The 25,637-nt window shown below is 71.8% G+C and carries 26 protein-coding genes; 10 read left to right on the top strand and 16 right to left on the bottom strand.

From position 1 onward, the window contains the following. Nucleotide 1 precedes the first annotated feature (1 nt). Genes JWN97_RS08995 through serS form a run of 3 tightly spaced genes read right to left on the bottom strand, consistent with a single transcriptional unit; the run spans nt 2 to nt 2,916 of the window. Nucleotides 2-829, bottom strand: a complete 828-nt coding sequence (locus JWN97_RS08995; protein WP_297621490.1) for a Cof-type HAD-IIB family hydrolase — start codon at nt 827-829, stop codon at nt 2-4. Beyond that, nucleotides 822-1,658, bottom strand: coding sequence for an HAD family hydrolase (locus tag JWN97_RS08990; protein WP_297621488.1), 837 nt, complete (start codon nt 1,656-1,658; stop codon nt 822-824). Before JWN97_RS08990 ends, JWN97_RS08995 begins: the two co-directional genes overlap by 8 nt. Next, nucleotides 1,651-2,916: a serine--tRNA ligase gene (gene serS / locus JWN97_RS08985; RefSeq protein WP_297621486.1), complete on the bottom strand. Its 1,266-nt coding sequence runs from the start codon at nt 2,914-2,916 to the stop codon at nt 1,651-1,653. Before serS ends, JWN97_RS08990 begins: the two co-directional genes overlap by 8 nt. A gap of 115 nt (nt 2,917-3,031) precedes the next feature. Here serS and JWN97_RS08980 point away from each other — a divergent pair, with 115 nt between their 5' ends. Beyond that, nucleotides 3,032-4,606, top strand: coding sequence for a YegS/Rv2252/BmrU family lipid kinase (locus JWN97_RS08980; protein ID WP_297621484.1), 1,575 nt, complete (start codon nt 3,032-3,034; stop codon nt 4,604-4,606). 6 nt (nt 4,607-4,612) lie between these two features. Here the strand turns inward: JWN97_RS08980 and JWN97_RS08975 are convergent, their stop codons facing one another. From JWN97_RS08975 to JWN97_RS08940, 8 genes are all read right to left on the bottom strand, one after another. Next, on the bottom strand, nt 4,613-5,290 hold the full coding sequence (locus JWN97_RS08975; RefSeq protein ID WP_297621482.1) for a response regulator transcription factor: 678 nt from the start codon (nt 5,288-5,290) through the stop codon (nt 4,613-4,615). Beyond that, nucleotides 5,287-7,821 (bottom strand): ATP-binding protein, encoded by a 2,535-nt coding sequence (locus JWN97_RS08970; RefSeq protein ID WP_297621480.1) that lies wholly within the window; start codon nt 7,819-7,821, stop codon nt 5,287-5,289. Before JWN97_RS08970 ends, JWN97_RS08975 begins: the two co-directional genes overlap by 4 nt. Nucleotides 7,822-7,825: 4 nt before the next feature. Next, on the bottom strand, nt 7,826-8,413 hold the full coding sequence (gene kdpC, locus JWN97_RS08965; RefSeq protein WP_297621478.1) for a potassium-transporting ATPase subunit KdpC: 588 nt from the start codon (nt 8,411-8,413) through the stop codon (nt 7,826-7,828). A 16-nt stretch (nt 8,414-8,429) separates the two neighbouring features. Then, a complete protein-coding gene (gene kdpB, locus JWN97_RS08960) occupies nt 8,430-10,475 on the bottom strand; it encodes a potassium-transporting ATPase subunit KdpB (protein WP_297621476.1) in 2,046 nt (681 codons plus the stop codon). Further along, nucleotides 10,472-12,130 (bottom strand): potassium-transporting ATPase subunit KdpA, encoded by a 1,659-nt coding sequence (gene kdpA / locus JWN97_RS08955; RefSeq protein WP_297621474.1) that lies wholly within the window; start codon nt 12,128-12,130, stop codon nt 10,472-10,474. Before kdpA ends, kdpB begins: the two co-directional genes overlap by 4 nt. After that, nucleotides 12,130-12,219: a potassium-transporting ATPase subunit F gene (locus tag JWN97_RS08950; RefSeq protein WP_297621472.1), complete on the bottom strand. Its 90-nt coding sequence runs from the start codon at nt 12,217-12,219 to the stop codon at nt 12,130-12,132. Before JWN97_RS08950 ends, kdpA begins: the two co-directional genes overlap by 1 nt. A 116-nt stretch (nt 12,220-12,335) precedes the next feature. Continuing rightward, the gene (locus tag JWN97_RS08945) at nt 12,336-13,106 is read right to left on the bottom strand and encodes a DUF4118 domain-containing protein (RefSeq protein WP_297621470.1); all 771 of its coding nucleotides are present in this window, start codon (nt 13,104-13,106) and stop codon (nt 12,336-12,338) included. A gap of 105 nt (nt 13,107-13,211) precedes the next feature. After that, nucleotides 13,212-13,610, bottom strand: a complete 399-nt coding sequence (locus JWN97_RS08940; RefSeq protein WP_297621468.1) for a DUF4446 family protein — start codon at nt 13,608-13,610, stop codon at nt 13,212-13,214. A gap of 69 nt (nt 13,611-13,679) precedes the next feature. On the opposite strand from JWN97_RS08940, the gene JWN97_RS08935 reads away from it, so the two are divergent. The 6 genes from JWN97_RS08935 to JWN97_RS08910 all read left to right on the top strand — a co-directional run bounded on the left by JWN97_RS08935 (nt 13,680) and on the right by JWN97_RS08910 (nt 19,117). Then, nucleotides 13,680-14,540 carry a prephenate dehydratase gene (locus JWN97_RS08935; protein WP_297621466.1) on the top strand — a complete coding sequence of 287 codons (861 nt, stop codon included), beginning with the start codon at nt 13,680-13,682 and terminating at the stop codon, nt 14,538-14,540. Between the two features lie 34 nt (nt 14,541-14,574). Next, a complete protein-coding gene (locus tag JWN97_RS08930; RefSeq protein ID WP_297621464.1) occupies nt 14,575-15,180 on the top strand; it encodes a TMEM165/GDT1 family protein in 606 nt (201 codons plus the stop codon). Continuing rightward, on the top strand, nt 15,162-16,307 hold the full coding sequence (locus JWN97_RS08925; RefSeq protein ID WP_297621462.1) for a GNAT family N-acetyltransferase: 1,146 nt from the start codon (nt 15,162-15,164) through the stop codon (nt 16,305-16,307). Before JWN97_RS08930 ends, JWN97_RS08925 begins: the two co-directional genes overlap by 19 nt. Nucleotides 16,308-16,415: 108 nt before the next feature. Further along, nucleotides 16,416-17,651 (top strand): arginine deiminase, encoded by a 1,236-nt coding sequence (locus JWN97_RS08920; RefSeq protein WP_297621460.1) that lies wholly within the window; start codon nt 16,416-16,418, stop codon nt 17,649-17,651. 58 nt (nt 17,652-17,709) lie between these two features. Then, nucleotides 17,710-18,084 (top strand): cyclic nucleotide-binding domain-containing protein, encoded by a 375-nt coding sequence (locus JWN97_RS08915; RefSeq protein ID WP_297621458.1) that lies wholly within the window; start codon nt 17,710-17,712, stop codon nt 18,082-18,084. A 4-nt stretch (nt 18,085-18,088) separates the two neighbouring features. After that, the gene (locus JWN97_RS08910) at nt 18,089-19,117 is read left to right on the top strand and encodes an adenylate/guanylate cyclase domain-containing protein (protein ID WP_297621456.1); all 1,029 of its coding nucleotides are present in this window, start codon (nt 18,089-18,091) and stop codon (nt 19,115-19,117) included. Between the two features lie 127 nt (nt 19,118-19,244). Here JWN97_RS08910 and JWN97_RS08905 read toward each other — a convergent pair whose 3' ends face one another. Both JWN97_RS08905 and JWN97_RS08900 read right to left on the bottom strand, forming a co-directional pair. Continuing rightward, a complete protein-coding gene (locus JWN97_RS08905; protein ID WP_297621454.1) occupies nt 19,245-20,174 on the bottom strand; it encodes a DUF5926 family protein in 930 nt (309 codons plus the stop codon). A 9-nt stretch (nt 20,175-20,183) separates the two neighbouring features. Then, nucleotides 20,184-21,005 (bottom strand): glycerophosphodiester phosphodiesterase family protein, encoded by an 822-nt coding sequence (locus tag JWN97_RS08900; RefSeq protein ID WP_297621452.1) that lies wholly within the window; start codon nt 21,003-21,005, stop codon nt 20,184-20,186. 225 nt (nt 21,006-21,230) lie between these two features. Between JWN97_RS08900 and JWN97_RS08895 the strand changes: the two genes are divergently transcribed. After that, nucleotides 21,231-22,028 (top strand): hypothetical protein, encoded by a 798-nt coding sequence (locus JWN97_RS08895; protein WP_297621450.1) that lies wholly within the window; start codon nt 21,231-21,233, stop codon nt 22,026-22,028. A gap of 35 nt (nt 22,029-22,063) precedes the next feature. Here the strand turns inward: JWN97_RS08895 and JWN97_RS08890 are convergent, their stop codons facing one another. Beyond that, nucleotides 22,064-22,531 carry a DUF2087 domain-containing protein gene (locus JWN97_RS08890; RefSeq protein WP_297621449.1) on the bottom strand — a complete coding sequence of 156 codons (468 nt, stop codon included), beginning with the start codon at nt 22,529-22,531 and terminating at the stop codon, nt 22,064-22,066. A gap of 221 nt (nt 22,532-22,752) precedes the next feature. Here JWN97_RS08890 and JWN97_RS08885 point away from each other — a divergent pair, with 221 nt between their 5' ends. Together JWN97_RS08885 and JWN97_RS08880 are read left to right on the top strand one after the other, a co-directional pair. After that, the gene (locus JWN97_RS08885) at nt 22,753-23,250 is read left to right on the top strand and encodes a hypothetical protein (protein ID WP_297621447.1); all 498 of its coding nucleotides are present in this window, start codon (nt 22,753-22,755) and stop codon (nt 23,248-23,250) included. 69 nt (nt 23,251-23,319) lie between these two features. Further along, a complete protein-coding gene (locus tag JWN97_RS08880) occupies nt 23,320-23,943 on the top strand; it encodes a LysE family translocator (protein ID WP_297621445.1) in 624 nt (207 codons plus the stop codon). On the opposite strand, the gene JWN97_RS08875 is transcribed toward JWN97_RS08880, so the two are convergent. Beyond that, nucleotides 23,944-24,408, bottom strand: a complete 465-nt coding sequence (locus JWN97_RS08875) for a hypothetical protein (RefSeq protein ID WP_297621443.1) — start codon at nt 24,406-24,408, stop codon at nt 23,944-23,946. Nucleotides 24,409-24,586: 178 nt separating this feature from the next. After that, on the bottom strand, nt 24,587-25,609 hold the full coding sequence (locus tag JWN97_RS08870) for a TerC family protein (protein ID WP_297621441.1): 1,023 nt from the start codon (nt 25,607-25,609) through the stop codon (nt 24,587-24,589). Nucleotides 25,610-25,637: the final 28 nt, after the last annotated feature.

Genomic DNA, 25,637 nt, shown 5'->3' with positions numbered 1-25,637 from the left:
CCTAGCGAGCGAGGCCGAAGAGGTCGCTGAGCACCACGGCCACCCCGTCGTCGTCGTTGCTCGGCGCGAGGTGGTCGGCCAGGTCCTGCACCGACGGGTGGGCGTTGGCCATCGCGTAGGACGTGCCGGCCCACTCGAGCATCGGGAGGTCGTTGGGCATGTCGCCGAAGGCCAGCACCTCGGCCGCGACGACGCCCATCTCCTCGGCGAGGGACGCCAGCCGGGTGGCCTTGGTGACCCCAGCGGCGCTGATCTCGACCAGTGCGAAGGAGGACGACCAGGTGGTCACGACCTGGTCGCCGACCACCGCCTCGACCTGTCGCCAGAACTCCTCGGGCTCCAGCTCGCGGTGGACGGCGAGGACCTTCACGACGTCGTCGCGGAAGATGTCGACGAGGTCGCCGCTCAGGCGCTCGGCCCGGTCGTCGGGGTGGCGGGGGAAGTCGGTCTCGCTCGCCCACCCGGCGGTGTGCTCGATCGCGAACGTCGTGCCCGGGACGGACTCGCGCAGCTGCTCGGCGATCGAGATGCCCACCTCGCGCGGCACCGCGCGGAAGTCGCGCACCTCCCGGCGCGCGACGTCGTACACGAGGGCGCCGTTGCTGCAGATCGCCAGCCCGTGGCCGCCGACGTCCTCCCAGAGCTCCTCCATCCAGCGGATCGGACGGCCCGTGGTGAAGACGACGGGCACACCGCGCGCATCGAGCTCGGCCAGGACCGCGCGGGTGCGGGCGGTGACGGTGCCGTCGGAGTGGAGCAGGGTCCCGTCGAGGTCGGTGGCGACCAGACGAGGGAGGTCCGAGGCTCGCTGCGCTCGCACCTCACCCATCGACGGGGAACCAACGCGACATCTCGACGGCCGCGCCCTCGTCGTGGACGGAGGCGGTCACGTCGTCGGCGACCGCCTTCACCTCGTCGACGGCCTGACCCATCGCGACCCCGCGACCGGCCCAGCGCAGCATCTCGATGTCGTTGCGACCGTCGCCGATCGCGAGCACGTCGGCGGCGCTGAGGCCGAGCCGGTCGCACACGTGCTGCAGCCCGGAGGCCTTCGAGACGCCGACCGGGGACAGGTCCATCCACGCCGTCCAGCCGACGACGTAGTCGGTGCCGTGCAGGCCCAGCCTGGCGGCGAGCTCGATGAAGTCGTCGGCGGTGGCGTCGGGGTCGCGGATGATGACGCGGCTCACGGGCTCGCCCACGATGTCGGCGACGTCGGTGATGATCTGCTCACCGGAGATCTCGCCCGCGGGGAAGACCCGGTTGACGCGGTAGCCGCCGACACCGCGCTCCTCGACGGCGACGAGCGCGCGGGGGTGGTGCTCCAGCACGGCGGCGACGGCCGGCGCTGCGTCGAAGGTCTCCTCGTGGACGACCTCCATCGGCGGGTAGCGGAAGACCACGGCACCGTTGGACGCCACCACCCACAGGCGGTCGGCCTCCTCGCGCGGGATCTTCAGCAGGTCGGCGATGCGGGTCATGCCGTGCGGCGACCGTCCGCTGGAGAGGACGATGTGGGCGCCGGCGTCGAGAGCACGGTGGACCGCGTCCAGCACCGGCTCGGTGATCGTCTCGTAGTCCTCGGTCTGGCCCTCGACCCACTTGAGCAGGGTGCCGTCGATGTCGAGCGCGACGAGCCGGGGCGTCCAGTCAGACAACGGTCTTCAGCACTTCCAGGCCGCCGAGGTAGGGGCGGAGCGCCTGCGGCACGGTGACCGAGCCGTCCTCGTTCTGGTGGGTCTCGAGGATCGCGACGATCGTGCGGGTGATCGCGGTGAGCGTGCCGTTGAGGGTGGCCACCGGGACGGTCTGGCCGTCCTCGCGGGTGCGGATGTCGAGGCGGCGCGACTGGAAGTCGGTGCAGTTGGACGTCGAGGTGAGCTCGCGGAACTTGCCCTGCGTCGGGATCCACACCTCGCAGTCGAACTTGCGCTGCGCGCTCAGGCCGAGGTCGCCGGCCGCCACGTCGATCACGCGGTAGGCGACCTCGAGCTTGTCGAGGAACTCCTTCTCCCACTCCAGCAGCCTCTGGTGCTCGGCGTACGACTCCTCGACGGTCGTGTAGACGAACATCTCGACCTTGTCGAACCAGTGGACCCGGATGATGCCCTTGGTGTCCTTGCCGTGCGAGCCGGCCTCCTTGCGGAAGCACGGGCTGAAGGCGGCGTAGCGCAAGGGCAGCGCGCCGCCGTCGAGGATCTCGTCGCTGTGGAAGGCCGCCATGGCGACCTCGCTGGTGCCGACGAGGTAGAGGTCCTCGCCCTCGATGCGGTAGACGTCGTCGGCGGCCTGGCCGAGGAAGCCGGTGCCCTCCATCGCGCGGGGCTTGACCAGCGACGGCGCGATCACCTGCGTGAAGCCGGCGTTGCGCGCCTGGTCCATCGCCATGTTGACGAGCGCGAGCTCGAGCTGCGCGCCGATGCCGGTGAGGAAGTAGAACCGCGAGCCGCTGACCTTGGCGCCGCGCTCGAGGTCGATCGCGCCGAGCATCTTGCCGAGCTCGATGTGGTCGCGCGGCTCGAAGTCGAACTCGCGGGGGGTGCCGACGTGCTCGAGCACGACGAAGTCGTCCTCACCGCCGGCCGGGGCCTCGTCGGCGGCCGGGTTGGGGATGGCCTTGATGGCGTCGTCCCACGCGGCCTCGGCCTCGTTGCGGGCGGCCTCGGCGGCCTTCACGCCGGCGGCCAGCTCCTTGACCTGGGCGAGCAGCGCCTGCTTCTCCTCGCCCTGCGCCCGCGCGACGAGGGCACCGCTGGCCTTCTGCTCGGCCCGCTTGGTCTCGAAGTCGGCGATCGCCTGGCGCCGAGCGGAGTCGGCCTCCAGCGCCCGGTCCACCACGTCGGCGGACAGGCCGCGCTTGGCCTGGGCGGCGCGCACGCGGTCGGGGTCGTCACGGAGGAGCCGGGGGTCGATCACTCCGGGGTCCCTGCGGCGAGGGGAGCGCAGCGAGGCTCGTCGTGGGGTCGCGTCATGGGGGAAGGCTAGCCGCCGCGACCACGGGAATCCGAACCGGTTTGGGCATACTTCGCGGGTGACTCCCGCCTCCCGCAACCGCAGCCTGGCCTGGGTGCTCCTCAGCGGCGCGCTCTTCAGCGTCCTGGCCTTCCTCGTCACCCGCGACCGGGCGCCCCTCGACGCGTTCGACACCGAGGGTCGACAGCTCGAGGACTGGGCCAACGACTCCGCGTGGGTGATGCACGCGCTGCGGCTGATCGAGGTGGCCTTCGGCACGCTCGGGATGACGATCCTGACCATCGTCCTCGTGGTCCTCCTCGTCGTACGTCGGCAGCGCTGGGCCGCGCTGCTGGCCGCAGTCGTGATGATCGCGACGTCCCTGGCGACCTCCGGCCTCAAGGTCTGGCTGGGCCGCGACCGTCCGGACTGGCAGGACAAGCTCGGGCTGCTCAGCTCCTACAGCTTCCCGTCCGGGCACGCCTCGTCGACGGCCGCCTACGCGGCGATCCTGGTCCTGCTGCTCGTGCTCTTCGTACGCCGCGCGAGCCTGCGCCGCCTCGGCATCACCCTCGCGCTCGGCTTCTGGCTGGTCGTGTGCGCCGACCGGGTGCTGCTCGGTCGCCACTACCCCACCGACGTCATCGCCGGGTCGCTCCTCGCCGTCGCCATCTTCTTCCTCGCGCTGGCGTTCATCGACCCCCTCCCGCGCTCCACCGCGGCGAGGTCCGAGCCGCTCCCGGAGGTCTACGCCTCCGAGCGCCGCCTCGCCGTGATCCTCAACCCGATCAAGGTCGAGGACGTCGGCGCGTTCCGCGCGACCGTCGGCGAGATGGCGAGGGAGTCCGGCTGGTCCGAGCCGACCTGGCAGTACACGACGATCGAGGACCCCGGCACCGGCATGGCCGAGCGGGCCGCGGTCTCGGGCGCCGACCTGGTGATGGTCTGCGGCGGCGACGGCACCGTCCGCGAGGTGTGCGCCGAGCTCGCGGGCACCGGAATCCCGGTTGGGATCATCCCGGCCGGCACCGGCAACCTGCTGGCCCGCAACCTCGACATCCCGCTCTACCTCCGCTCCGCGATCGACGTCGCCCTCAACGGCCAGGACCGGGCGATCGACCTCGTCAACGTCGGCGGCGACGGCATCGAGGACACCCACTTCATGGTGATGGCCGGCATGGGCTTCGACGCCGCGATCATGGAGGGCGTCAACGAGGACATCAAGAAGAAGATCGGCTGGGTCGCCTACGTCATCTCCGGCCTGAAGTCGCTGATGTTCCCCGCGATCAGGATCGAGATCCAGATCGACGACGAGGAGCCGACCGTCCACCGGGCGCGCACGGTCCTCGTGGGCAACGTGGGCTTCCTGCAGGCCGGCATGCCGCTCCTTCCCGACGCGGCGATCGACGACGGCGTGCTCGACGTGGTGATCCTGCACCCCAAGAAGTTCCTCTCCTGGATCCCGCTGGCCGTGCGGGTGCTGGCCAAGAGCCAGACCGTCGACGAGCTGATCGACCGGCGTACGGGCGTGCGGGTGCGGATCAAGGCGTCCACCGACACCCCCCGCCAGCTCGACGGCGACTCGATCGGCCTGGGCCGCGAGCTGTGGATGGAGTGCGTCCACGGCCGGCTGCTGGTGCGCGTCCCGCGCTGACGCGCCTCACGCGGCGGCAAAGCGGTAGCCCATCCCCGGCTCGGTGACGAACAGGACCGGCCGGGCCGCGTCGACCTCCAGCTTGCGCCGGATGCTGGCCATGTGGACGCGCAGGTAGTTGGTCTGCCGCTCGTACTGCGGCCCCCACACGGCGCCGAGCAGCTCGCCCTGGCGGACCAGCCGGCCGCGGTGGCGGGCGAGGACCTCGACGATCCGCCACTCCGTCGGCGTCAGGTGGATCTCCACGCCGTCGCGCGTGGCACGCGAGTCGGAGACGTCGAGCCGCAGCCCGTCGACCTCGACGACCAGCTCCGGCTCCTCGCGCCCGACCCGGCGCGAGGTGGCCCGCACGCGCGCCATCAGCTCCTCGATCGAGAACGGCTTGGTGATGAAGTCGTCGGCGCCGAGGTCCAGGGCCTCGACCTTGTCGTCGGACTCGGTGCGCGCGGACACGACGATGACGGGCACCTGGGTGAAGGACCGCAGCCGGGTGAGCACGGCGACGCCGTCGAGGTCGGGGAGCCCGAGGTCGAGCAGGATCACGTCGGGCATCCGCTCGTCGACGATCTGGAGGGCCGAGCGGCCGTCGCCGGCGGTCTCGACCTCGTAGTCGCGGGCGCGCAGGTTGATCGCCAACGTACGTCGCATGGCGGGGTCGTCGTCGACGACCAGGACGAAGGTCACGGGGCCGCCTCCCGGTCCACGGGGACCTGGTCCGGTGGGGTGGCGAGCTCCAGCACGAAGGTGAGCCCACCCCCGGGCGTCTCCTCCGAGGTGATCGTGCCCCCCATGGCCTCGGTGAACCCGTGGGCCACGGCGAGGCCGAGACCGACGCCGTCCTTCTGGGGCACGTCGCCGAGCCGCTGGAACGGGGCGAAGAGGCGGGCCTGGTCGTGGTCGCGCACCCCGGGCCCGGTGTCGGCGATCCGCACGACCACGCGGTCGGCCACCACCGTCGCATCCACCCGGACCCGCGCGGACTCGGGGGTGTACTTCAGGGCGTTCTCGCAGATGTTGGCCAGCACCCGGTCGAGCAGCCCCGCGTCGGCCCAGACCTGGATCTCGGGCGGGACGTCGACCTCGATGCGCTCCCCGCACGCGAGGGGGGCGATGCTGGCGCGGGTGGCGTCGGCGAGGTCCACCTCGCTCAGGAGGACGCTGAGCGAGCCGGTGCTGATCCGGCTCATGTCGAGCAGGTTCGCCACCAGGGAGCTGAGCCGGTCCGTCGACTCCTCGATCGTCTCCAGCAGCTCGGCCTCGTCGTCCGCGGACCACGTCACCTCGGTGCTGCGCAGGCTGGCCACCGCCGCCTTGACCGCGGCGAGCGGGTTGCGCAGGTCGTGCGAGACCGCCGCCAGCAGCGCCGTTCGCGTCCGGTCCAGCTCGGCGAGGCGCAGGCGCTCCACGTCGGCGAGGGTGGCCCGGCGGCGCTCCTCCATCACCTTGGCGTAGGCGGCGTAGGCGTTGAGCAGGCCGCGCTCGCTGGCCGGCAGCGTGCCGCCGGCGAGCACGAGCGTGCTGCGGTCGTCGATCACCGCGGACATGTCGGCCCGCTCCACCGAGGTCGGTGCGGTGCCGCAGCTCGCGACCACCACCTCAGCCCCCGTCTCCTCCCGCCGGAGCACGGCCGCGCCGTGGGCGTTGAGCAGGCGGCACGCCGAGGAGAGCAGACCCTCGAGGTCCTGGCTGGACGTGAGCAGGCTGTGCGCCAGCACCGTCAGCGCGTCGGCCTCGGCCCGCGCGGCACCGGCCTGGGCCGTGCGGCGGGCGGCGTTGTCGACGACCGACGCCACGGCGATGCCGACCGTCACGAAGATCGCGATGGTGACGACGTTCTCCGGCTCGGCGATCGTCAGCGTGTAGAGCGGCGGGGTGAAGAGGTAGTTGAGCAGCAGGGCGCTCGCGAGGGCGGAGACGACCGCAGGGGCGAGCCCCCCGATCAGCGCCGTGGCCACCACGACGACCATCAGCGACATCGCCTCCACGGGCAGGCCGTGCAGGTCCGGGGTGAGGTAGAGCAGCAGGCTCAGCGTCGCGGGGACCAGCAGCCCGAAGGCGAGGCCGGCGAGGCGGCGGCGCGGTCCTACGTTGTGCACCTCCGGACGTCGCCCGGCCGTGCGGCCGCGTGCGTAGTCGTGGGTGACGATGTGGATGTCGATGTCGCCCGAGCCCGCGACGACACGCTCGCCCACCCCGGGCCGCACGAGCGTCGACACCCGGCCGCGCCGGCTGGCGCCGATGACGACCTGGGTCGCGTTCTCGGCGCGCGCGAAGGCCAGGATCGCGTCGGCGGGGTCGTCGCCGACGACGGTGTGGAAGGTGCCGCCGAGCTCGTCGGCCTTGGCGGCGAGCCGGGTGAGGGTGTCGGGGGCGATGCCGGTGAGGCCGTCGCGCCGGGTGACGTACAACGCCTGCCACTCGCCCCCCGATCGGCGGGTCGCGATGCGGGACGCGCGGCGCATCAGGGTGAAGGACTCCGGACCACCGCTGACGGGTACGACGATGCGCTCGCGCGTCGCCCACGTGGCGTCGATCTGGTGCTGGTCGCGGTAGCGCTCGAGGCCCTCGTCGACCCGGTCGGCGAGCCAGAGCAGGGCCAGCTCGCGCAGCGCGGTGAGGTTGCCCTCGCGGAAGTAGCGCGACAGGGCGGCGTCGATCTTGTCCGCGGTGTAGATGTTGCCGTGGGCCATCCGGCGGCGCAGGGACTGGGGGCTCATGTCGACCAGCTCGATCTGGTCGGCGGAGCGCACCACGTGGTCGGGCACGGTCTCGCGCTGCCGCACCGCCGTGATCGCCTCGGTGACGTCGTTCAGCGACTCCAGGTGCTGGATGTTGACCGTGGTGATGACCTCGATGCCGGCGTCACGGAGCGCCTCGACGTCCTGCCACCGCTTCTCGTGGGTGCTGCCCGGGACGTTGGTGTGGGCGAGCTCGTCGACCAGGACGACGTCCGGCGCCCGCTCCAGGACCGCGTCGAGGTCCATCTCCTCCTGGGTCGTGCCGCGGTAGTCGACGCTGCGCCGGGGCACGACCTCCAGCCCGGCGACGACTCCCTCGGTCCTCGGCCGCCGGTGGGTCTCGACGTAGCCGACGACGACGTCGGTGCCGCGCTCCAGCCGCCGATGGCCCTCGTCGAGCATGGCGTAGGTCTTGCCCACACCGGGGGCCGCGCCGAGGTAGACGCGCAGCCGTCCACGATCGGTGGGCAGGGGCATGCGATCAGTCTCCACCCTGACCCGCGCTCGCGACGGCGAGGTTGAGCTCGACCACGTTGACACCGGGCTCGCCGAGGAAGCCGAGGCCGCGGCCGTCGGTGGCGTCCGCGACCAGCTGCTCCACCTCGGCGACAGCCAGGCCGTTGGCCCCGGCGACGCGGGCGACCTGCAGCCGGGCGTACGCCGGGGAGATGTGCGGGTCGAGCCCGGAGCCGGAGCCGGTCAGGGCGTCGGCGGGCACCTCGGCCTCGGCCACCCCTTCCCGCTCCGCCACCTCGGTGCGGCGCTCCCCGATCGTGGCGATCAGGTCGGGGTCGAGCGGGCCGAGGTTGCTCGGGGCCGAGGCGAGGGTGTCGTAGTCGTGGGGGGACGGCCTCGAGTGGAACCAGTGGTCCCCCTCGAAGTGCTGGCCGATCAGCCGGGACCCGACGACCCGGCCCTCGAGACGAACCGGCTGCCCGTCGGCGCGGTCGCCGAAGGCCTGACCTGCGCCCCAGACGGCGACGGGATAGCCGACGCCGAGGAGCACGGTGAGGACGACGAGGAGGCGCAGCGCGGCGAGCGACTGGCGGGTGAGGTCGGAGAGCAGCATGGTGGGCAGCCCCTTTCTAGGAGCTCAGTCCGGGGATGGTGGAGACGAGCACGTCGATGAGCTTGATGCCGGCGAAGGGCACGAGGATCCCGCCCAGCCCGAACACCAGGATGTTGCGCCGGAGCACCGACGTGGCCGACGCGGCGCGGAAGCGCACGCCGCGCAGGGCCAGCGGGATGAGGGCCACGATGATCAGCGCGTTGAAGATGACGGCCGAGAGGATCGCGGACTGCGGGGTGGACAGGCCCATCACGTTGAGCCGGTCGAGCGAGGGGTAGGCCGCCACGAACATCGCCGGGATGATCGCGAAGTACTTCGCGACGTCGTTGGCGATCGAGAACGTGGTGAGCGCACCGCGGGTGATCAGCAGCTGCTTGCCGATCTCGACGATGTCGATGAGCTTCGTCGGGTCGGAGTCGAGGTCGACCATGTTGCCGGCCTCCTTGGCCGCCGCCGTACCACTGTTCATCGCCACGCCGACGTCGGCCGCCGCGAGCGCCGGGGCGTCGTTGGTCCCGTCACCGGTCATCGCCACGAGCCGGCCGCCCTCCTGCTCGCGCTGGATGTAGGCCATCTTGTCCTCGGGGGTGGCCTCGGCGAGGAAGTCGTCCACCCCCGCCTCCGCGGCGATCGCCTGGGCGGTCAGCGCGTTGTCGCCGGTGATCATCACCGTCCGGATGCCCATCGAGCGCAGCTCGGCGAACCGCTCGGCCATGCCCTCCTTGACGACGTCCTTGAGGTGGATGACGCCGAGCACCGTGCCGGCGCCCGACGCGTCCTTGCGGCCGATCACGAGCGGCGTCCCTCCCTCGCGGGCGATCGCGTCGACCACGTCGCGGACCTCCTGCGAGGGTTCGCCGCCGAGCCAGCAGCCGATCGCCGAGCCGGCACCCTTGCGGACCTCCGTGCCGTCGGCGAGGTCCACGCCGGACATCCGCGTCTGCGCGGTGAACTCGACGAAGGTGGCCTCGCCGGGCAGGTCGCGGTCGTCGGCACCCTGCGCGAGCGCGAGGCCGACGACCGAGCGGCCCTCGGGAGTCTGGTCGGCCAGGCTGGAGAGCCGGGCGGCGTCGCGCAGCTCGTCCTGCCCCACCCCCGGCGCCGCGACGAACCGGCTGGCCTGCCGGTTGCCGTAGGTGATCGTGCCGGTCTTGTCGAGCAGCAGGGTGCTCACGTCGCCGGACGCCTCCACCGCGCGGCCCGACATGGCCAGCACGTTGACCCGGACCAGCCGGTCCATGCCCGCGATGCCGATGGCCGACAGCAGGGCCCCGATCGTCGTCGGGATGAGGCACACCAGCAGCGCGACCAGGACGACCACGTCCTGCGGAGCCCCGGAGTACGCCGCCATCGGCGCGAGGGTGGCGACCGCCGAGAGGAACACGAGCGTCAGGCTCGCGAGGAGGATGGAGAGGGCGATCTCGTTGGGCGTCTTGCGCCGCGACGTGCCCTCGACCAGGGCGATCATCTTGTCGAGGAAGGTGTCACCCGCGGCCGACGTGATGCGGACGACGATCCGGTCCGACAGCACGCGCGTTCCGCCCGTCACAGCGCTCCGGTCGCCGCCGGCCTCGCGGATGACCGGGGCGGACTCACCGGTGATGGCCGACTCGTCGACCGAGGCGATGCCCTCGACGATGTCGCCGTCCCCGGGGACGACCTCACCGGCCTCGACGACCACCCGGTCGCCCACCCTGAGCTGCGTAGCGGGGACCGGCTCCTCGGTCCCGTCGTCGCCGAGCCGGCGGGCGACGGTGTCGGTGCGGGTCGCGCGCAGGGACGCCGCCTGGGCCTTGCCGCGGCCCTCCGCCACTGCTTCGGCGAGGTTGCCGAAGAGGACGGTGAGCCACAGCCACACGGCGATGGAGACGGTGAAGACGCTGGGGCCGGTGACCGCGGCGACGGTCGACGCCACAGAGCCGAGCAGCACGAGGAACATCACGGGCGAGCGCCACATGTGGCGGGGGTCCAGCTTGCGCACGGCCTCCGGCAGCTGCTGCGCCGCCTGCGTCAGGAGGGCGCCGGTGGATGCGGTGGTCAGGCGCTTGTCGGGGGTGCTCATGCGAGGGCCTCAGCAATCGGTCCGAGGGCGAGCGCCGGGAAGTAGGTGAGGCCGGTCATGATCACGATGACCCCGACCAGCATCCCGACGAAGAGGGGTGTGTGGGTGGGCAGCGTCCCCGCCGTGGCCGGGACCTTGCCCTGCTCGGCGAGGGATCCCGCGAGCAGCAGGACCAGGACGATCGGGAGCAACCGGCCGAGCAGCATCGCCGACCCCAGCGTGATCTGGAAGAAGTCCGAGGTGACGGTGATCCCGCCGAAGGCGCTGCCGTTGTTGTTGGCCGCGGAGGTGTAGGCGTACAACACCTCCGAGAAGCCGTGGCCGCCCGAGTTGCCCATGGCGTCGGCGGTCGAGCCGCGCGCGATCGCGACCCCGGTGCCGACCAGTACCAGTGCCGGGGTGGTCAGCGTGTAGAGGGCGACGTACGTCATCTGCCGGGCGCTGATCTTCTTGCCGAGCAGCTCGGGGGTGCGCCCCACCATCAGGCCGGCGACGAAGACGGCGAGGATCGCCATCACGAGGATGCCGTAGATGCCGGCGCCCACACCGCCGGGCACGATCTCGCCCAGCATCATGTTGACCAGCACCGTGCCGCCGCCGACCGGCGTGAGCGAGTCGTGGGAGGCGTTGACGGCGCCGGTCGAGGTGCCGGTCGTGGCGACGGCGAAGAGTGCCGAGGCCCACTCGCCGAAGCGGGTCTCCTTGCCCTCCATCGCAGCACCCGCAGCCTGGGCCGCGGGTGAGTGCGCGCCGACCTCGGCCCACGTCGCGACGACGAGGGAGGTGACCCAGAGGACGCCCATCACACCCAGGAAGGCGAGACCCTGGCGGCGGTTGCCCAGCAGCGTGCCGAGCGTCCGGGTGAGGGACACCGGGAGCACCAGGATCAGGAAGACCTCGGAGAGGTTGGTGAGCGCGGTCGGGTTCTCGAAGGGGTGCGCGGAGTTGGCGTTGAAGAAGCCGCCGCCGTTGTTGCCGAGCTCCTTGATGGCCTCCTGGCTGGCGACCGGACCGCCGGTGAGCACCTGCGAGTGGCCGGCGAGGGTCGACACGGTCGTGTCGGCGAAGCTCTGCACGACTCCACCGGCAATGAGCAGCACCGCCGCGACGAAGGCCAGTGGGAGCAGGATCCGGATCGTGCCCCGGGTCAGGTCGACCCAGAAGTTGCCGAGCGTTCCGCTGCGTGAGCGGACGAAGCCCCGGGCCAGCGCGACGGCGATCGCCATGCCGACGGCCGCGGAGAGGAAGTTCTGGACCGCGAGCCCGGCCATCTGGGCCGTGAAGCCCAGCGTCGACTCACCGGCGTACGACTGCCAGTCGGTGTTGGTGACGAAGGAGACGGCCGTGTTGAAGGACATCCAGAACGGCATGCCCGGCAGGCCGCGGTCCATCGGCAGCGCGGCCTGGCCGACGAGCACCCCCATCAGCGCCACGATGCTCACCAGGCTGAAGCCCACCACGCTCGTGGAGTAGGACCGCGCGCCCTGCTCGGCGTCGGGGTCGACCCCGCTCAGGCGATAGATGCCGCGCTCGATGCGCAGGTGCCTTGGGGTCGTCCAGACGCGCGCCATGTAGTCGCCCAGGGGGACGTAGGCGGCAGCCAGCAGGGATATGAGGAGGGCGATCGACAACAGACCGCCGAGGGTGTCGGACACTAGAAACGCTCCGGGAAGACCAGGGCCGCGAGGACGTAGAGCGCGATCACGATGACCGCGCCCACGAGCAGGCCGCTCTCGATGCTCATGCCATCGAGCGTCGACCCGTGTGGGGCTCGAGAGGCCGGTCTTGGCGCCGTCTTAGCGCCCGTTGACGGCCACTTGTCGTCGGTGTGAGCCCGCCCGCACCGGCGCTGTCTGCCGCTCAGCCCTCGATGAGCGGGGCGACCTGGTCGGCGAGGAGGACCGCCACTCGGCACTGCTCGCGCGAGGGCCGCGCCATCCGGGTGGAGGCGGTCACCAGGAAGTGCCCGATCACCCGCCCCGAGCGCCGCACCTCGAGCGCGACGTAGTCGTCGACGGGCAGCCCGGTCCGATCGACGTCGCGGTGCTGCCCGTGCTGGGTCAGCACGCCGTCGCGGTCGAGCACGGCGACCCTGGGGTCGTGGACGGGGCCGACGACGTACGCACAGCGGTCGGCGCCGAGGACCTCGGCGATGTGGGCACCCACGACGGCCACCACCTGGTCGGGGCCCGAGTCCGCCTCGGCCACCGTGGCGGCCGCCGACAGCACCCCGTCGAGATAGCCGGAGCGCAGCGACGCCTGCTCCTGCTGGCGACGTCCCCAGAGGGCGAGCTCGGTCACCGAGACGCCGATGAGGACCAGCAGCACCGCCGCCTGGACGTCGTCGCCGTCGTCGATGGCGAGGTGGAGGTAGGGCTCGGTGAGGAAGAAGTCGAACCACGCCCCGCTCGACAGGGCGGCGACCAGACCGGCCGGGCGGTCGCCGGTGGCGGCGACGGCGACGACGCAGAGCACGAGGACCAGCACCGCGCTCGCGGCCGGGAGGAGGTCACGCACCGTGGCGAGCACGGCGCACACGACCAGGGGTACGACGACCGCGGCGCCGCGGACGAGCGACGGGGACTGCCACCACGCCTTCTGGTCGGCGGCCGGGTTCGGCGAGAGGACCATCCCTTCAGGCAAGCACCGCGCAAGGCCCGGCAACAGGGTCTTGATGCCCTACTGACGCGCCGGGTGCGCGATCTTGACGGCTCGCGCACGTGCGCCGGTGACCGCTCAGGGGCGGGCGTGCTCGATCGCCTCGAGCTCCTCGGGGGAGAGCTGCTGCTCGCACGTCCAGCCGGCGATGGACTTGGCGTAGGTGCGGGCCTCGCTGCGGCCGTGGATCGAGGTCAGCACGGTGCCGTGGCCGGCGTCGTCGAGCAGCGCCAGGCTCCAGCTCAGGTGACCGCCCACGTCGCCGAAGGCGTCGTAGCGCACGACCGAGAGGTGGCGCAGCGCGTCGGCGTTCTCCGCCTTGAGGGCCGCGACCTCCTGCCGGAGGCCGTGCACGTCCTCGGGCAGCGCATCGACACCGTCACCGCCGGGACGCGGGGGCGTACGACGCAGCGCGAGGCCGGCGAGGACGCAGGCCAGGGCGGCGAGGACGACGGCGGCGACGGAGAGGGCGAGCACGCCCCGAGCCTATGTTCGCGGGGCGGTCAGGGCCGGTCGGACACGGCCGGTCGTGCCAGACTCCCCGACGTGACGCAGCCAGAGGGGCCGGGCCCGACCCGCCGCATCGCCTACCAGGGCGAGCCGGGAGCCAACTCCCACCTGGTGTGCCAGCAGGCCTACCCGGACTGGGAAGCGGTGCCGTGCGCCTCCTTCGAGGACGCCTTCGCGGCCGTGGAGAACGGCCACGCCGACCTCGCGATGATCCCGATCGACAACTCGATCGCCGGCCGCGTGGCCGACATCCACCACTTCCTGCCGACCTCCGACCTGCACATCGTCGGTGAGCGGTTCCTGCGCATCCAGTTCTCTCTCATGGCGCTGCCGGAGGCGAGTATCGGGTCGCTGCGCACCGTGCACAGCCACGTCCACGCGCTCGGGCAGTGCCGCGGGGTGATCCGCGAGCTCGGCCTCACCCCCGTCGTCGCCGGTGACACCGCCGGCGCGGCCCGTGAGGTCGCGGAGTCCGGCGACCCGACCCAGGCCGCGATCGCGCCGCCGCTGGCCGCTGAGATCTACGGCCTCCAGGTGCTGCGCGAGGAGATCGAGGACGAGGACCACAACACGACCCGCTTCGTGGTGCTGTCCCGCGACTTCGAGCAGGCGAGCGCCGGGGACGGGCCCGTCGTGACGACCTTCATCTTCAACGTCCGCAACCTCCCCGCGGCGCTCTACAAGGCGCTCGGCGGCTTCGCCACCAACGGCGTCAACATGACCAAGCTCGAGAGCTACATGGTCGGTGGCCACTTCACCGCGACGCAGGTCCTCGCCGAGGTCGACGGCCACCCCGACGACCCGGGCGTGCGCAACGCGCTGGAGGAGCTGGCCTTCTTCACCACCGAGGTCAAGGTCCTCGGGGTCTATGCGGCGGACGCGTTCCGGGGTGCCTAGCCCCCGGTCGGGCACCGGCTGACACACTCTGCCGGTGATCGATCTCCTCGTGGTGGCCCTCGCGTTCGGCGCCATCTTCGTCGTCGAGCTCCCCGACAAGACCTTCATCGCCACGCTGGTGATGTCGACCAAGATGCGACCCCTCTTCGTCTGGATCGGGGTCGCGCTGGCCTTCCTGGTGCAGACGGGCGTCGCGGTCGGCCTCGGCAAGGCCGCCTCCTTCCTGCCCGAGCAGCTCGTCCACGGCATCGCCGCGCTGATGTTCGTGATCGGCGCGGTCATCTTGTTCCGCGAGGCGCGGACCGCCGACGCGGACGAGCCCGGGCAGGAGGACGAGTACGCCGCGAAGGCCGACTCCACCGCCCACGGGTTCCGCGTCGTGGTCACGTCGTTCCTCGTGCTCTTCGCCGCCGAGTGGGGCGACCTGTCCCAGCTCCTGACGATCTCCCTCGTCGCGAAGTACGACGACCCGGTCTCGGTCTTCCTCGGCGCCTGGGGCGCGCTCCTGGCGGTCTCCGGCCTCGCGGTGATCGTCGGGCGCCTGCTGCTCCAGCGGGTCAGGCTCTCGGCCCTGCACTACGTGGGTGCGACGGTCTGCGTGTTGATGGCAGGGTTGACCGTGTGGGAGATGACGAGCTGACGCCTCGGGTCGCGATGGCGGTCCACGACCGCTACGTCGCCGTCAACGGCGACCACCCGATGACCGCCGAGGACGACGCCTACGTCCGCGAGCACTTCGTCCCCGCCACGCCCGAGGCGATGGCCCTGATGCTCGACGACCTCCTGCCGCTGCCGTCGTACGTCCTCCACGACGGCACGCCGATGGTGCCCGCGGCCCACGGGAGGCCGGCCGAGATCGCCGGCGGGGTGGACCGGCTGCACGACTGGTTCGTCGCGTTCTGGGACGACGACACCGCGACCGGTCAGCGGGAGTGGCTCCACTACCTGTCGGGGCAGCACGTCTGCCTGCGCGAGGTCTCGCCGGTGCGGATCAGGCAGAAGACCGAGCGCGTGGCCGAGGCCGCCGCCGCGGTCGACCTCCTGCGCCAGGACCCGCACGACCCCGTCGCGCGCGGGATGCTCGGCGAGGCGGTCGACGGCGTGCTCGCCGTCCCCGGGCTCGACTCGCTGCTGCTGCCGATGACGGCGTACGACCGGCTGCGCTTCGCCGGACCGACCGTGCGCGAGAGGTGGGTCGACGCCCCGCGCCGGGAGTTCCTGACGCCGGCGACGCCGACCTGGCCGCTGCGCACCGAGCGGCTGGTGCTGCGACCCTTCGAGGCCCGCGACGCCGACGCGTTCGTCGACGCCTGGGCCTCCGAGGAGTGGACCAGCCTCCTGCTGAGCCGTCAGCAGAACCCGGCCGAGGTGCGGGAGATGGTGCGCCGGCGCACCGAGCCCGGCGACGGGCGGTTCGTGGGCATGGCCGTCGAGCACGAGGGGGCGGTCATCGGCGACTCGATGCTGCACCTGCAGGGCACCGGGCTCAGCGAGGGCGAGATCGGCTGGACGATCCTGCCGCAGCACGGCGGTCGCGGCTATGCCACCGAGGCCGCGCAGGCGGTGCTCCGGCTGGGCTTCGACCACTACGGGCTGCGGCGCATCGTCGCCAACCTCGACGCGCGCAACGACCGCTCCGCCGCGCTCTGCGAGCGCCTCGGGATGCGGCGCGAGAGCCACAAGGTCGGCGACTTCTGGTCCAAGGGCACCTGGACCGACTCCTACGAGTACGCCCTGCTCGCCGAGGAGTGGCGCGCGCGGGCCTGATGCCGTTCGCACCTCGGGCACGTGTCCGCCGAGCGGTCCGGCGTCGACCGGCCGGGCGACGACATCTCGGGCATGTGTCCCCCCGTGGGTGAGCGCTAGAGTCCCGGCATGGTCTCCACCCCATCCGGCCCCCACGGCGCCGACAGCGAGGTCGGCCGGCTGGCCACCGTCATGCTGCACCGCCCGGGCAACGAGCTCAAGCGCTTGACGCCCCGCAACAACGACCGCCTGCTGTTCGACGGCATCCCCTGGGTGAGCCGGGCGCAGGACGAGCACGACGCCTTCGCGGAGACGCTGCGTCAGCGCGGCGTCGAGGTGCTCTACCTCACCGAGCTCCTCACCGAGACGCTCGAGACCGAGCTCGCCCGCAACCACGCCATCACCAGTGCGCTGTCGGGGCTGCACCTCGGCGACACCATGCGCCGCTACCTCGCCCAGTCGTTGCGCGAGCTGGCGCCCGCCGAGCTCACCGACGTGCTGACCGCCGGCATCCGCAACGACGAGGTCCGCGGCGGCCACGGTCTGGTGACCAGCCTGCTCGACCCGCACGACTTCCTGATCGACCCGCTCCCCAACCTGCTCTTCACCCGCGACTCCAGCGTGTGGGTCCGCGACCGGGTCGCGGTCACCAGCCTGGCCATGCCCGCGCGCAAGCGCGAGACCCAGCTGACCGAGCTGATCTACACCGAGCACCCGCGCTTCGCCGGCACCCGCAAGATCCACGGCTGGCACAACGAGCACGTCGAGGGCGGCGACGTCCTGCTGCTGGCCCCCGGCGTGATCGCGGTCGGGGTCGGGGAGCGTACGACGCCCGCCGGCGTGGAGCGGCTGGCCCGCCAGGTCTTCCACGCCAACCTCGCGCACACCGTCCTGGCCGTGCCGATCGCGCAGGAGCGCGCGACGATGCACCTCGACACCGTGTGCACCATGGTCGACGTCGACAAGGTCGTGATGTACCCCAACGTCGCGCACACCCTGCGCGCGGTGACCGTGACCCTGGCCGACCAGGGCTCCGACGAGTCCGACCTGACGCTGAGCGTGAGCGAGTCCGAGCCGTTCCTCGTGGCCGCCGCCAAGGCGATGCAGATCGACACGCTGCACCAGATCGACACCGGCCTCGACCCGGTCACCGCCGAGCGCGAGCAGTGGGACGACGGCAACAACACCCTGGCGCTCGCGCCCCGGGTGGCCGTGGCCTACGAGCGCAACGACGAGACCAACGACCGGCTCGAGGACGCCGGGATCGAGGTCGTCCGGATCGCGGGCTCCGAGCTCGGCTCGGGACGTGGCGGACCGCGCTGCATGAGCTGCCCGATCTCCCGGGAGCCCCTGCTCGTCGACTGAGTGGACAGCTGTTGACCGAATGGGCATCACGTTCGCCCGGATGGATCGTTGACGGAGCATGAACGACTCCATCCTCGATGCCCTCGACCCCGCCGACGCCGAGCGCGTGCTGGCCGCGGGACGGGCGCTGACCCTGCCGCAGGGCTGGTCGCCCATCGCGGCCGGCACCCCGGCCGACAAGGCCTACCTGATCACCGAGGGCGAGGTGTCGGTGCGCAAGAGCGGCGTCGAGATCGCCACGCTCGGTCCCGGCGCCGTCGTCGGCGAGGCGGCCATCGTCAACCGGACGCTGCGCTCGGCCACCGTCATCGCGCTGACCCCGCTCAAGGTCGTCCACTTCACCAGCGAGCGCCTCGAGGAGCTGGCCGACGAGGTCCCCGCCTTCGGCGCCGCGCTGCGGGCCGCCGTCGCGGGGCGCCTCGAGGGACGCTGACCCCGTGGGCGACGAGCCGGACGGGCCGGAGCTCGACGTCCCCGCCGACGTGGCGCACGCCCTGGAGTCCTTCCTGCTCGGCCAGGAGCCCAGCCTGACGCGGGTGCAGGTCGCCCAGCGGGCCGGCGTACCCCTCGACCGGGCCGTGACGCTCTGGCACCAGCTCGGCTTCCCCCACCACGACGACGAGGACGTCGCCTTCGCCGAGAGCGACGTCGAGGCGCTGCGGCTGAGCGCCGACCTGGTCGAGATCGGCATCCTGCCGCCCGAGTCGCAGGCGGCGCTCGTGCGCACGTGGGGCCGCAGCTATGCCCGGCTCGCCGAGTGGCAGACCACGCTGCTGGCCGGCCTCGCCGTGGAGGGTGGCGACCCGGCCACCACGCTCGCCGACCTGGCCACCGACGTCCTGCCCCGCGTCGAGGCGCTGCAGACCTACGTGTGGCGCCGCCACCTGGCCAGCGCCGCCCAGCACCTGCTCACCGACACCAGCGCGCTGACGCAGGGCGAGGCACTGCTGGCGGTCTGCTTCGTCGACATCGTCGGCTACACCACCCAGAGCCGCAGCCTCGACGGCGCCGAGCTCGTCGCGTGGGTGGACCGCTTCGAGCAGGACACGACCACCCTCGTGGTCGACCACGCCGGCCAGGTCATCAAGACGATCGGCGACGAGGTGCTCTTCACCGTCGCCGACCCGGCGGCCGCCGTGACGATCGCGCTCGCGCTGACCGCCCGCGGCGACGACCCGGACGACCCGTTCCCCGCGGTGCGCGCCGGCATCGCCCACGGAGCCGTCGTACGACGCCTCGGCGACGTCTTCGGCTCGACCGTCAACGCGGCCTCCCGCCTGACCTCGGCCGCCCGCCCGGGGACGGTGCTCGTCGACGCGGGCGTCCACGAGGCGCTGACGGCCGCGGACGACGAGTCGTGGCGCTGGCGCCGGCTCCGCCGGGTCTCCGCAAAGGGCTTCGACCACCTCGAGGCGTGGCGGGTGCGGCCCAGTCGCGAGGACCATCCGGAGCCTGCCGAGACGTGAAGGCCCGGTCGTTGTTGACGGGGGAAACAACAACGACCGGGCGAAGACGAATCTACTCCGCGCGCGAGCGCCCGCACAACCTTTGTCCCGGTTGTGTTCGGCTCGTGGTGGCGATGTGGACCGTTCCTTACCGGATCGTCACCTGACGATTGGCCAGACCGGCGCGCGCCGACCGCTCCTCGGCCGTCAGCGCGCCGCCCTTCATGGCCTCCTCGAGGTCCGCGGCGAAGCGTGCGGCCGGCTCCTCGAGCACCTCGGCGCCCGTGCCGAGGGGGAGGTCCCACACCGGGGCGAGCAACCCGTGGGCACGGAACATGCCGACGAAGCGCGACCCCTCGGCCACCGAGTCCTGGCCGGCCGCGTGGAGGCGCGCCAGCGCGTCGAGGAGCTGGTCCTCGGGGTGGGGCATGACCCAGCGCAGGTGCTCCTTGGTGCCGACGTCGGTCCAGTAGGCGGCCTCGACCGAGGTCAACCGCACGGTGGGCATGACGCCGCCGTTGGCCTGCTCCAGCGCCGCCTCCATGCTGGCGTCGCGCTCGGGGATGTCGTCGATCCAGTACTCGAAGCCCTTGTGGACGGTGATGTCGAGGCTCGTGTCGGTGATCAGGTCCTGCAGGCTCGGGCCCTCGCCGGGGGCGTTCGGGAGGCCGACGATGCCGGGCTCCTCGCTCGCCAGCGCCGCCTCGAGCACGGCACCCAGGTCGCGGGCCGGGTTGCCGTAGGAGTGCTGCACCTGGAGACCGAGCCAGATGTCGCCGGACTCGCGCACCATCGCCGGCGCGGCACCCGGGAGCAGCGTGGCCAGCCGGACCGTCCGGCCGTCCTCCAGGGTCAGGGGCGTGGTCGCTGCGGGGACGAGCTCGCGCAGCGCGATCACGTCGCACTCGTCGGGCATCCCCTCGAAGGGACGGGCCACGAAGGTCGGCGCGGCGCCACCCGCCGCACCGTGGCAGGCCTTGTAGCGCTTCCCGGAGCCACAGGGGCAGGGCTGGCGGGGACCGACCTCCCCGGGAGCGGTGTCGGCGGACTGGGTGCGGTTGCGGGACTTCTTGGCCATTGCCAGAACCTATCCGCCCAGCAGCTCCAGCATGTACGACGGGCGGTCGGTGATCACCGCGGTGACCCCGAGGTCGAGGCAGACCTCCAGCTCCTCGGCGGTGTTGACGGTCCACACGTGGACCTCCCGCCCGGCCTTCACGAGGTGCCGGCCGAGTCCCGGGTGCTCGCGCAGCTCCTTGATGCCGGGGCCGATGATCCAGTCGTCACCGACCACCGGGCGCAGCACCGGCCAGTGGTGCGCCTTCTCGACGAGCATCACCACGTCGAGCTCGGGCGCCAGCCGGCGCACGCGGCTCATCGCGTTGAGCGAGAAGCTCATGATGCGCGCCGGCGAGCCCGCCCGGTCCCAGCCGAAGTCGCCCAGCGTCTCGACCAGCCGCCGCTCGACGAGCCCGCCGTACCGGGTGGGGTGCTTGGTCTCGATGGCCAGCTCCACGTGCCTGTCGTAGTCGGCGACCATCTCCAGCAGCTTGCGCAGCGTCAGCACCTTGCCGATCTCGGGATCGCGCGCGGGTGCCTCGTCGTCCAGGTCGGCCCACGGGCTCTTCCACGACGCGAAGTCGAGCTCGTCCAGCTCGGCGAGGTTCATCGTCGACACCAGTCCAGGGGTCGCCGCCGTACGTCGCAGGTTGCGGTCGTGGACGCAGACGAGGTGCCCGTCGGCGGTGAGCCGGACGTCGCACTCGAGCGCGTCGGCCCCTTCGTCGAGCGCCTTCACGTAGGCGGCGAGGGTGTGCTCCGGGGTGTCGTGGCTGCTGCCCCGGTGCGCCACCACCTGTGGTCGCTGACGGGGCTCACGGGCGCGGCGGATGCGCGGCGTACGACGCATGGGGTGAGCATGGCACGTATCCCGATCGGTGCGGGCGCACTGCTGCGGCGGGTTCTCCGCCACCAGTGTCTGGACCACCGATCCCATCCTTCCGCGCGATTCTCAAGGTATTCCGCAGGAATCACCAAGACCGGGTGATCGATCCCGACACTCCTAGTCTCGGCGTGCGGCATCGCATCGATGCGTGTGGGGATCCGCCAGGGGCCGCGTGGGATTGAGGATTCGATGAACGACGTCATGCTGCCCTCACGACGCACGGTGGTCCGGACCGCGGCCTGGACCGTCCCGGTCGTCGCCGTCGGCGTGAGTGCCCCGGCCTTCGCCGCCTCGTGCGGGACCACGGTCTACCCCTACACGCTGAACTGGGGATCCGTGGCGTACAGCACTGTGACGACCGGCCCGGCCGCCAACCGGGTCAAGACGGGCACCGCCACGGTCGACGGGCCGGCGGGCTCCACGCCCGTGGTCGCGACCTTCACCAGCAGGAACGTCGGCGTCGACACCCGGACCGGCAACAACCTCACGGTCAACTCGACGACCTACCCCAACGTCGGCGCCACCGGCAGCACCGGCCTGTTGCTCCAGCACCAGGACATCTCGGCCGGGCGGAACACCAGCCGTCAGGAGCTCAGGATCCAGTTCGACCGCGCCGTGACCGGCCTGAAGTTCACGATCACCGACATCGACTCCAACAACGTCGCCGGCAACAACCGGTCCGCCGACTTCTGGGACCGTGTGGAGCTCAGCGGCACCCGCACCTTCACCGCCACCAGTCGCGACGTGGACAACGTCTACGTCATCGGCGCGGGCGTCTCCGGCGCGGAGAGCTCCACCACCGAGGGACCCTGGCGGATGTACGACAACGGGGTCGTCGCCACCGACAACGGCGACGCCTCCGGCAACATCGAGGTCACCTACGTGGGTGACGTGCAGGACATCACGCTGACCTACTGGAACGCGCGGGGGAACGGCAACCAGGCCGTCTTCCTCAGCACCTTCACCTTCAAGGCGTCCGGCTGCTGATCGCCGCGGGCCTCAGAGGACGTGGTCCTGCCCCGTCATCGGCCCGAGAGGAAGGCCGGCAGCCAGTGCGCCTCCCACGCCGGGATCTCCTGGTGCTCGACCGCCGCACGCGGCGGCGCCTGCGCTGCGGTGCGGTAGCGACCGTCGCCTCGCTCGAGGTAGCGGTAGTTGACCAGCTCGCGGCGGAGGTAGGCGAAGTCGTCGTGCACCCCGAGCAGGATCTCGTTCACCTCGGGCTCGGAGTAGTCACGGCCCGGCTCGAAGCGGCTCAGCACCTCCAGCAGCACCGCGGCACGCACCTTGCGCCTCGCCGGGACCCGCTCGATGCGGCCGCCGCTGAAGAGCCGGCCCACCAGCTTCTCCTGCTCGGCCCGCGCAGCGTCGTACGACGCCTCGTGCGGGCTGCGGGTCGCCTCGACCGCGGCGCGGGCGACCGTGTAGGTCTCCCCGGTCTCGGCCATCCGCGCACGCACGACCTGCTTGAAGTCACTGTCCCTGGTCATCGTGATCACCTTCGACTGCGCTGCGTCCCCAGTACGCCGCTGCAGCGGGCGTCAACGATGCGACTCATGGATGCCCGAGGATCTGCTCCCCTTCGCCATCTCGCACGGACTGGGGCCGACGCGTGGGCTGGGCGCGGGGTTGACCCGGCGTCGCGGATCGGGTCGGGTGGAGGGAGCGGCGAGCCCATCGGGGGTCTCGCCACGACATCGGAGTCATCCCCATGCCCAGTGCCACCAGCACCAGCAGGACCGCCCTGGCCGTCATCGCCTCGTTCGTCGCGGTGATTGGCCTCGCCAGCCCCTCCCACGCGGTCACCAGGCTCACGGACGCGCAGGCGGCCAGCCAGCTCTCGGCATCCGGCATCTCCCGCGTCTCCAGCGGCGGGTGCACCAACCGCAACGGCTCGACCTGCACGTCCTACGACCAGATCAACCAGGACACCGTCACCGGGATCAAGACCTTCCGGTCGGTCAGCGGCTGCGCGATCACGATCACCGGCGGCACCGAGACCGGGCACGCGTCGGGCACCTACAGCCACTGGAACGGCTACAAGGTCGACGTCAGCCCGACGACGTGCGTCTCGAGCTACATCACCAGCCACTACGCCTACTCCGGCACGCGCAGCGACGGGGCGGCGCTCTACACGGCCCCCTCGGGCAACGCCTACGCCCGCGAGGGCAGCCACTGGGACATCACCTACTACTCCTGCGGCTGCTGACCCGGCCGTCTCGCACCACTCCTCGGAACTGGTCCGACACCGACGGCGGCGTGGCCCCACACTGGGGCCATGCCGTCGTCCAGCCAGTGGGTCGCCTTCCTCGTCGCATCCATCCTGTTCATCCAGGTGCCGGGTCCGAGCCTGCTCTTCACCATCGGGCGTGCCCTCACCGTCGGGCGCCGTGAGGTGCTGCTGTCCGTGGTCGGCAACGCCCTCGGGCTGCTCGCCCAGGTGAGCCTGGTCGCCGTCGGGCTCGGTGCCGTCGTCGCGGCCAGTGCGACGGCCTACACCGCGATCAAGATGATCGGCGCGGGGTACGTCATCTGGCTCGGCGTGCAGGCGATCCGGCACCGCAGCGACGCGCGACGGGCGATGGCCGACGCCACCCCGGTCCGGCGCGGCCACCCGGTGCGGATCGGCTTCACCGTCGGGGCGACCAACCCGAAGACGATCGTCTTCTTCGTGGCCTTCCTCCCGCAGTTCACGGACCCGGCCGGGCCCGTCGCCGTCCAGACCATGGTGCTCGGACTGGTCTTCGGACTGCTCGCCGTGGCCTCCGACAGCATGTGGGCGCTGGCCGCGGGCGCAGCCCGCACCTGGTTCGCGAGTCGCCCCACGCGCCTCGACGCGCTGAGCGCCACCGGGGGCACGATGATGATCGGCCTCGGCGCGACCATGCTCACCGTCGACTGATCACCGTCGACCGATCACGTCCCGGTCGCCTGCGAGCGTCACGCTCGGAGCAAGCTGGTGCCGTCCCACGGGCCGGAGCCGGTCGGCGCTCGCGACGGTGCTCCAGGCCCGGAGCCCGGCGAGGGTCCGCTCGAGGAGCTCGGTGGTGGGTGGGCTCAGCTCGCGGGCGGTCGGGAACACCCCGTCCGCCACGATGGTGCGGCCCCCGGCCGCGAAGGGGTCCTCCCCGTCGGTCGCCTCCGCAGCGGGCGCGCGCCGGTGGCGCACGGGGCGTTCGGGCCACCACCGCCGGTCGTCGAGCGGCAGCCCGTGGGTCGACCGGAGGAGGGCGAACAGCGGCACCTCCTGATCGGCGACGGCACCTCCGCAGCTCGTGCGGCCGATGCCGAGGTTCTCCGGACGTCCGAGCACGGAGTCGCCATGGGACAGCACGTCGTACGGCTGTGTGTCGGTGTGCTGGAACATGACCCACTCCTCCCATTGGCCAATGATTCCGTGGCGTTGCTCCCGCGATTCCACGCTTTTGTCTGGTAATGACGGTACGGACTCGGTCGACCCGTGAGGTCACTGTTACCCACCCGTGTCGACACCGTGCCCCCGGCGAGGGACGTGGGTGGGTCGCCAGGACGACATGGTCTAGACGTCAGCGCGTCACGAACGCGTCGTCGTCCGCCTCGTCCTCCGTGCCGGCCTCCGTGCCCGCCTTCGTGGCCGCCTTCGAGCGCGCGTTGGCGACCAGGCTGGTGCACACCGTCACGGCGAGGATCGCGACGATCACGAACAGCGAGGCCAGGGTCGGCACGTCCGGGATCGAGGGCCACACCAGGTGGGCCCAGTGCAGCACCAGCTTGGCGCCGATGAAGCCCAGGATCGCCGCCAGGCCGTAGCTGAGGTGGACCAGCGCACTGAGGGCGCCCTCGAGCACGAAGTAGAGCGCCCGCAGGCCGAGCAGCGCGAACGCGTTGGTCACGAAGACGAGGTAGGGGTCGCCGGTGATGCCGTAGACGGCGGGGACCGAGTCGACGGCGAAGACGATGTCGGTGGCGAGCACCGCGATCGTCACGAGCGCGAAGGGGGTGAGGGCGCGCGCGCCGCCCTTCACCACGGTGAGCCTGGCGCCCTCGTAGTCCTCGGTGACGGGCATGAAGCGGCGCGCGACCTTCACGGCGCGCAGCTGGGACACGTCGACCTCGTGCTCGGTGCCGCGGATCGCGTCGCGCAGCAGCTTGATGCCGGTGAGCAGCAGCACGCCGCCGAAGATCAGGAACACCCAGTCGAACCTCGACAGGGCGGCCGCACCGAGGGCGATGAAGATCCCGCGCAGCACGAGCGCGCCGATGATGCCGTAGAGCAGCACCCGCTGCTTGAGCACCTCGGGCACCGCGAACGCCGCCAGCAGCAGCATGAAGACGAAGAGGTTGTCGACGCTCAGCGTCTTCTCGACGAGGTATCCGGTGTAGTACTCCAGCCCGCGGTCGCCGCCGTGGGCCGACCAGACGTAGAGGCCGAAGGCCAGCGGCAGCGCGACGTAGAACGCCGACCACGCGAGGGCCTCCCTCATCGAGACCTCGTGGGGCCGGCGCGTCGCGATGAAGTCGACGACGAGCAGGGCGAGCACCACGGCCATGGTGATGAACCACAGGGTGGGGGACGCGATGGACGACATGGGTCTCCTCAGGATCGAGCTCCTGAGG

It is taken from the genome of Nocardioides sp. (assembly GCF_025965415.1).
Taxonomy (GTDB): domain Bacteria; phylum Actinomycetota; class Actinomycetes; order Propionibacteriales; family Nocardioidaceae; genus Nocardioides.
This window is presented reverse-complemented; position numbering and strand designations above follow the sequence as displayed.

Excerpts from the sequence above, each read along its gene's own strand:
- JWN97_RS08905 (WP_297621454.1), bottom strand. The coding sequence starts at position 20,174 with ATGGCCAAGAAGTCCCGCAACCGCACCCAGTCCGCCGACACCGCTCCC.
- JWN97_RS08880 (WP_297621445.1), top strand. The coding sequence starts at position 23,320 with ATGCCGTCGTCCAGCCAGTGGGTCGCCTTCCTCGTCGCATCCATCCTG.
- JWN97_RS08915 (WP_297621458.1), top strand. The coding sequence starts at position 17,710 with ATGAACGACTCCATCCTCGATGCCCTCGACCCCGCCGACGCCGAGCGC.
- JWN97_RS08970 (WP_297621480.1), bottom strand. The coding sequence starts at position 7,821 with ATGCCCCTGCCCACCGATCGTGGACGGCTGCGCGTCTACCTCGGCGCG.
- JWN97_RS08945 (WP_297621470.1), bottom strand. The coding sequence starts at position 13,106 with ATGGTCCTCTCGCCGAACCCGGCCGCCGACCAGAAGGCGTGGTGGCAG.
- JWN97_RS08885 (WP_297621447.1), top strand. The coding sequence starts at position 22,753 with ATGCCCAGTGCCACCAGCACCAGCAGGACCGCCCTGGCCGTCATCGCC.
- kdpC (WP_297621478.1), bottom strand. The coding sequence starts at position 8,413 with ATGCTGCTCTCCGACCTCACCCGCCAGTCGCTCGCCGCGCTGCGCCTC.
- JWN97_RS08920 (WP_297621460.1), top strand. The coding sequence starts at position 16,416 with ATGGTCTCCACCCCATCCGGCCCCCACGGCGCCGACAGCGAGGTCGGC.
- JWN97_RS08875 (WP_297621443.1), bottom strand. The coding sequence starts at position 24,408 with ATGTTCCAGCACACCGACACACAGCCGTACGACGTGCTGTCCCATGGC.
- JWN97_RS08870 (WP_297621441.1), bottom strand. The coding sequence starts at position 25,609 with ATGTCGTCCATCGCGTCCCCCACCCTGTGGTTCATCACCATGGCCGTG.
- JWN97_RS08890 (WP_297621449.1), bottom strand. The coding sequence starts at position 22,531 with ATGACCAGGGACAGTGACTTCAAGCAGGTCGTGCGTGCGCGGATGGCC.
- JWN97_RS08950 (WP_297621472.1), bottom strand. The coding sequence starts at position 12,219 with ATGAGCATCGAGAGCGGCCTGCTCGTGGGCGCGGTCATCGTGATCGCG.
- JWN97_RS08995 (WP_297621490.1), bottom strand. The coding sequence starts at position 829 with ATGGGTGAGGTGCGAGCGCAGCGAGCCTCGGACCTCCCTCGTCTGGTC.
- JWN97_RS08895 (WP_297621450.1), top strand. The coding sequence starts at position 21,231 with ATGAACGACGTCATGCTGCCCTCACGACGCACGGTGGTCCGGACCGCG.
- kdpB (WP_297621476.1), bottom strand. The coding sequence starts at position 10,475 with ATGAGCACCCCCGACAAGCGCCTGACCACCGCATCCACCGGCGCCCTC.
- JWN97_RS08900 (WP_297621452.1), bottom strand. The coding sequence starts at position 21,005 with ATGCGTCGTACGCCGCGCATCCGCCGCGCCCGTGAGCCCCGTCAGCGA.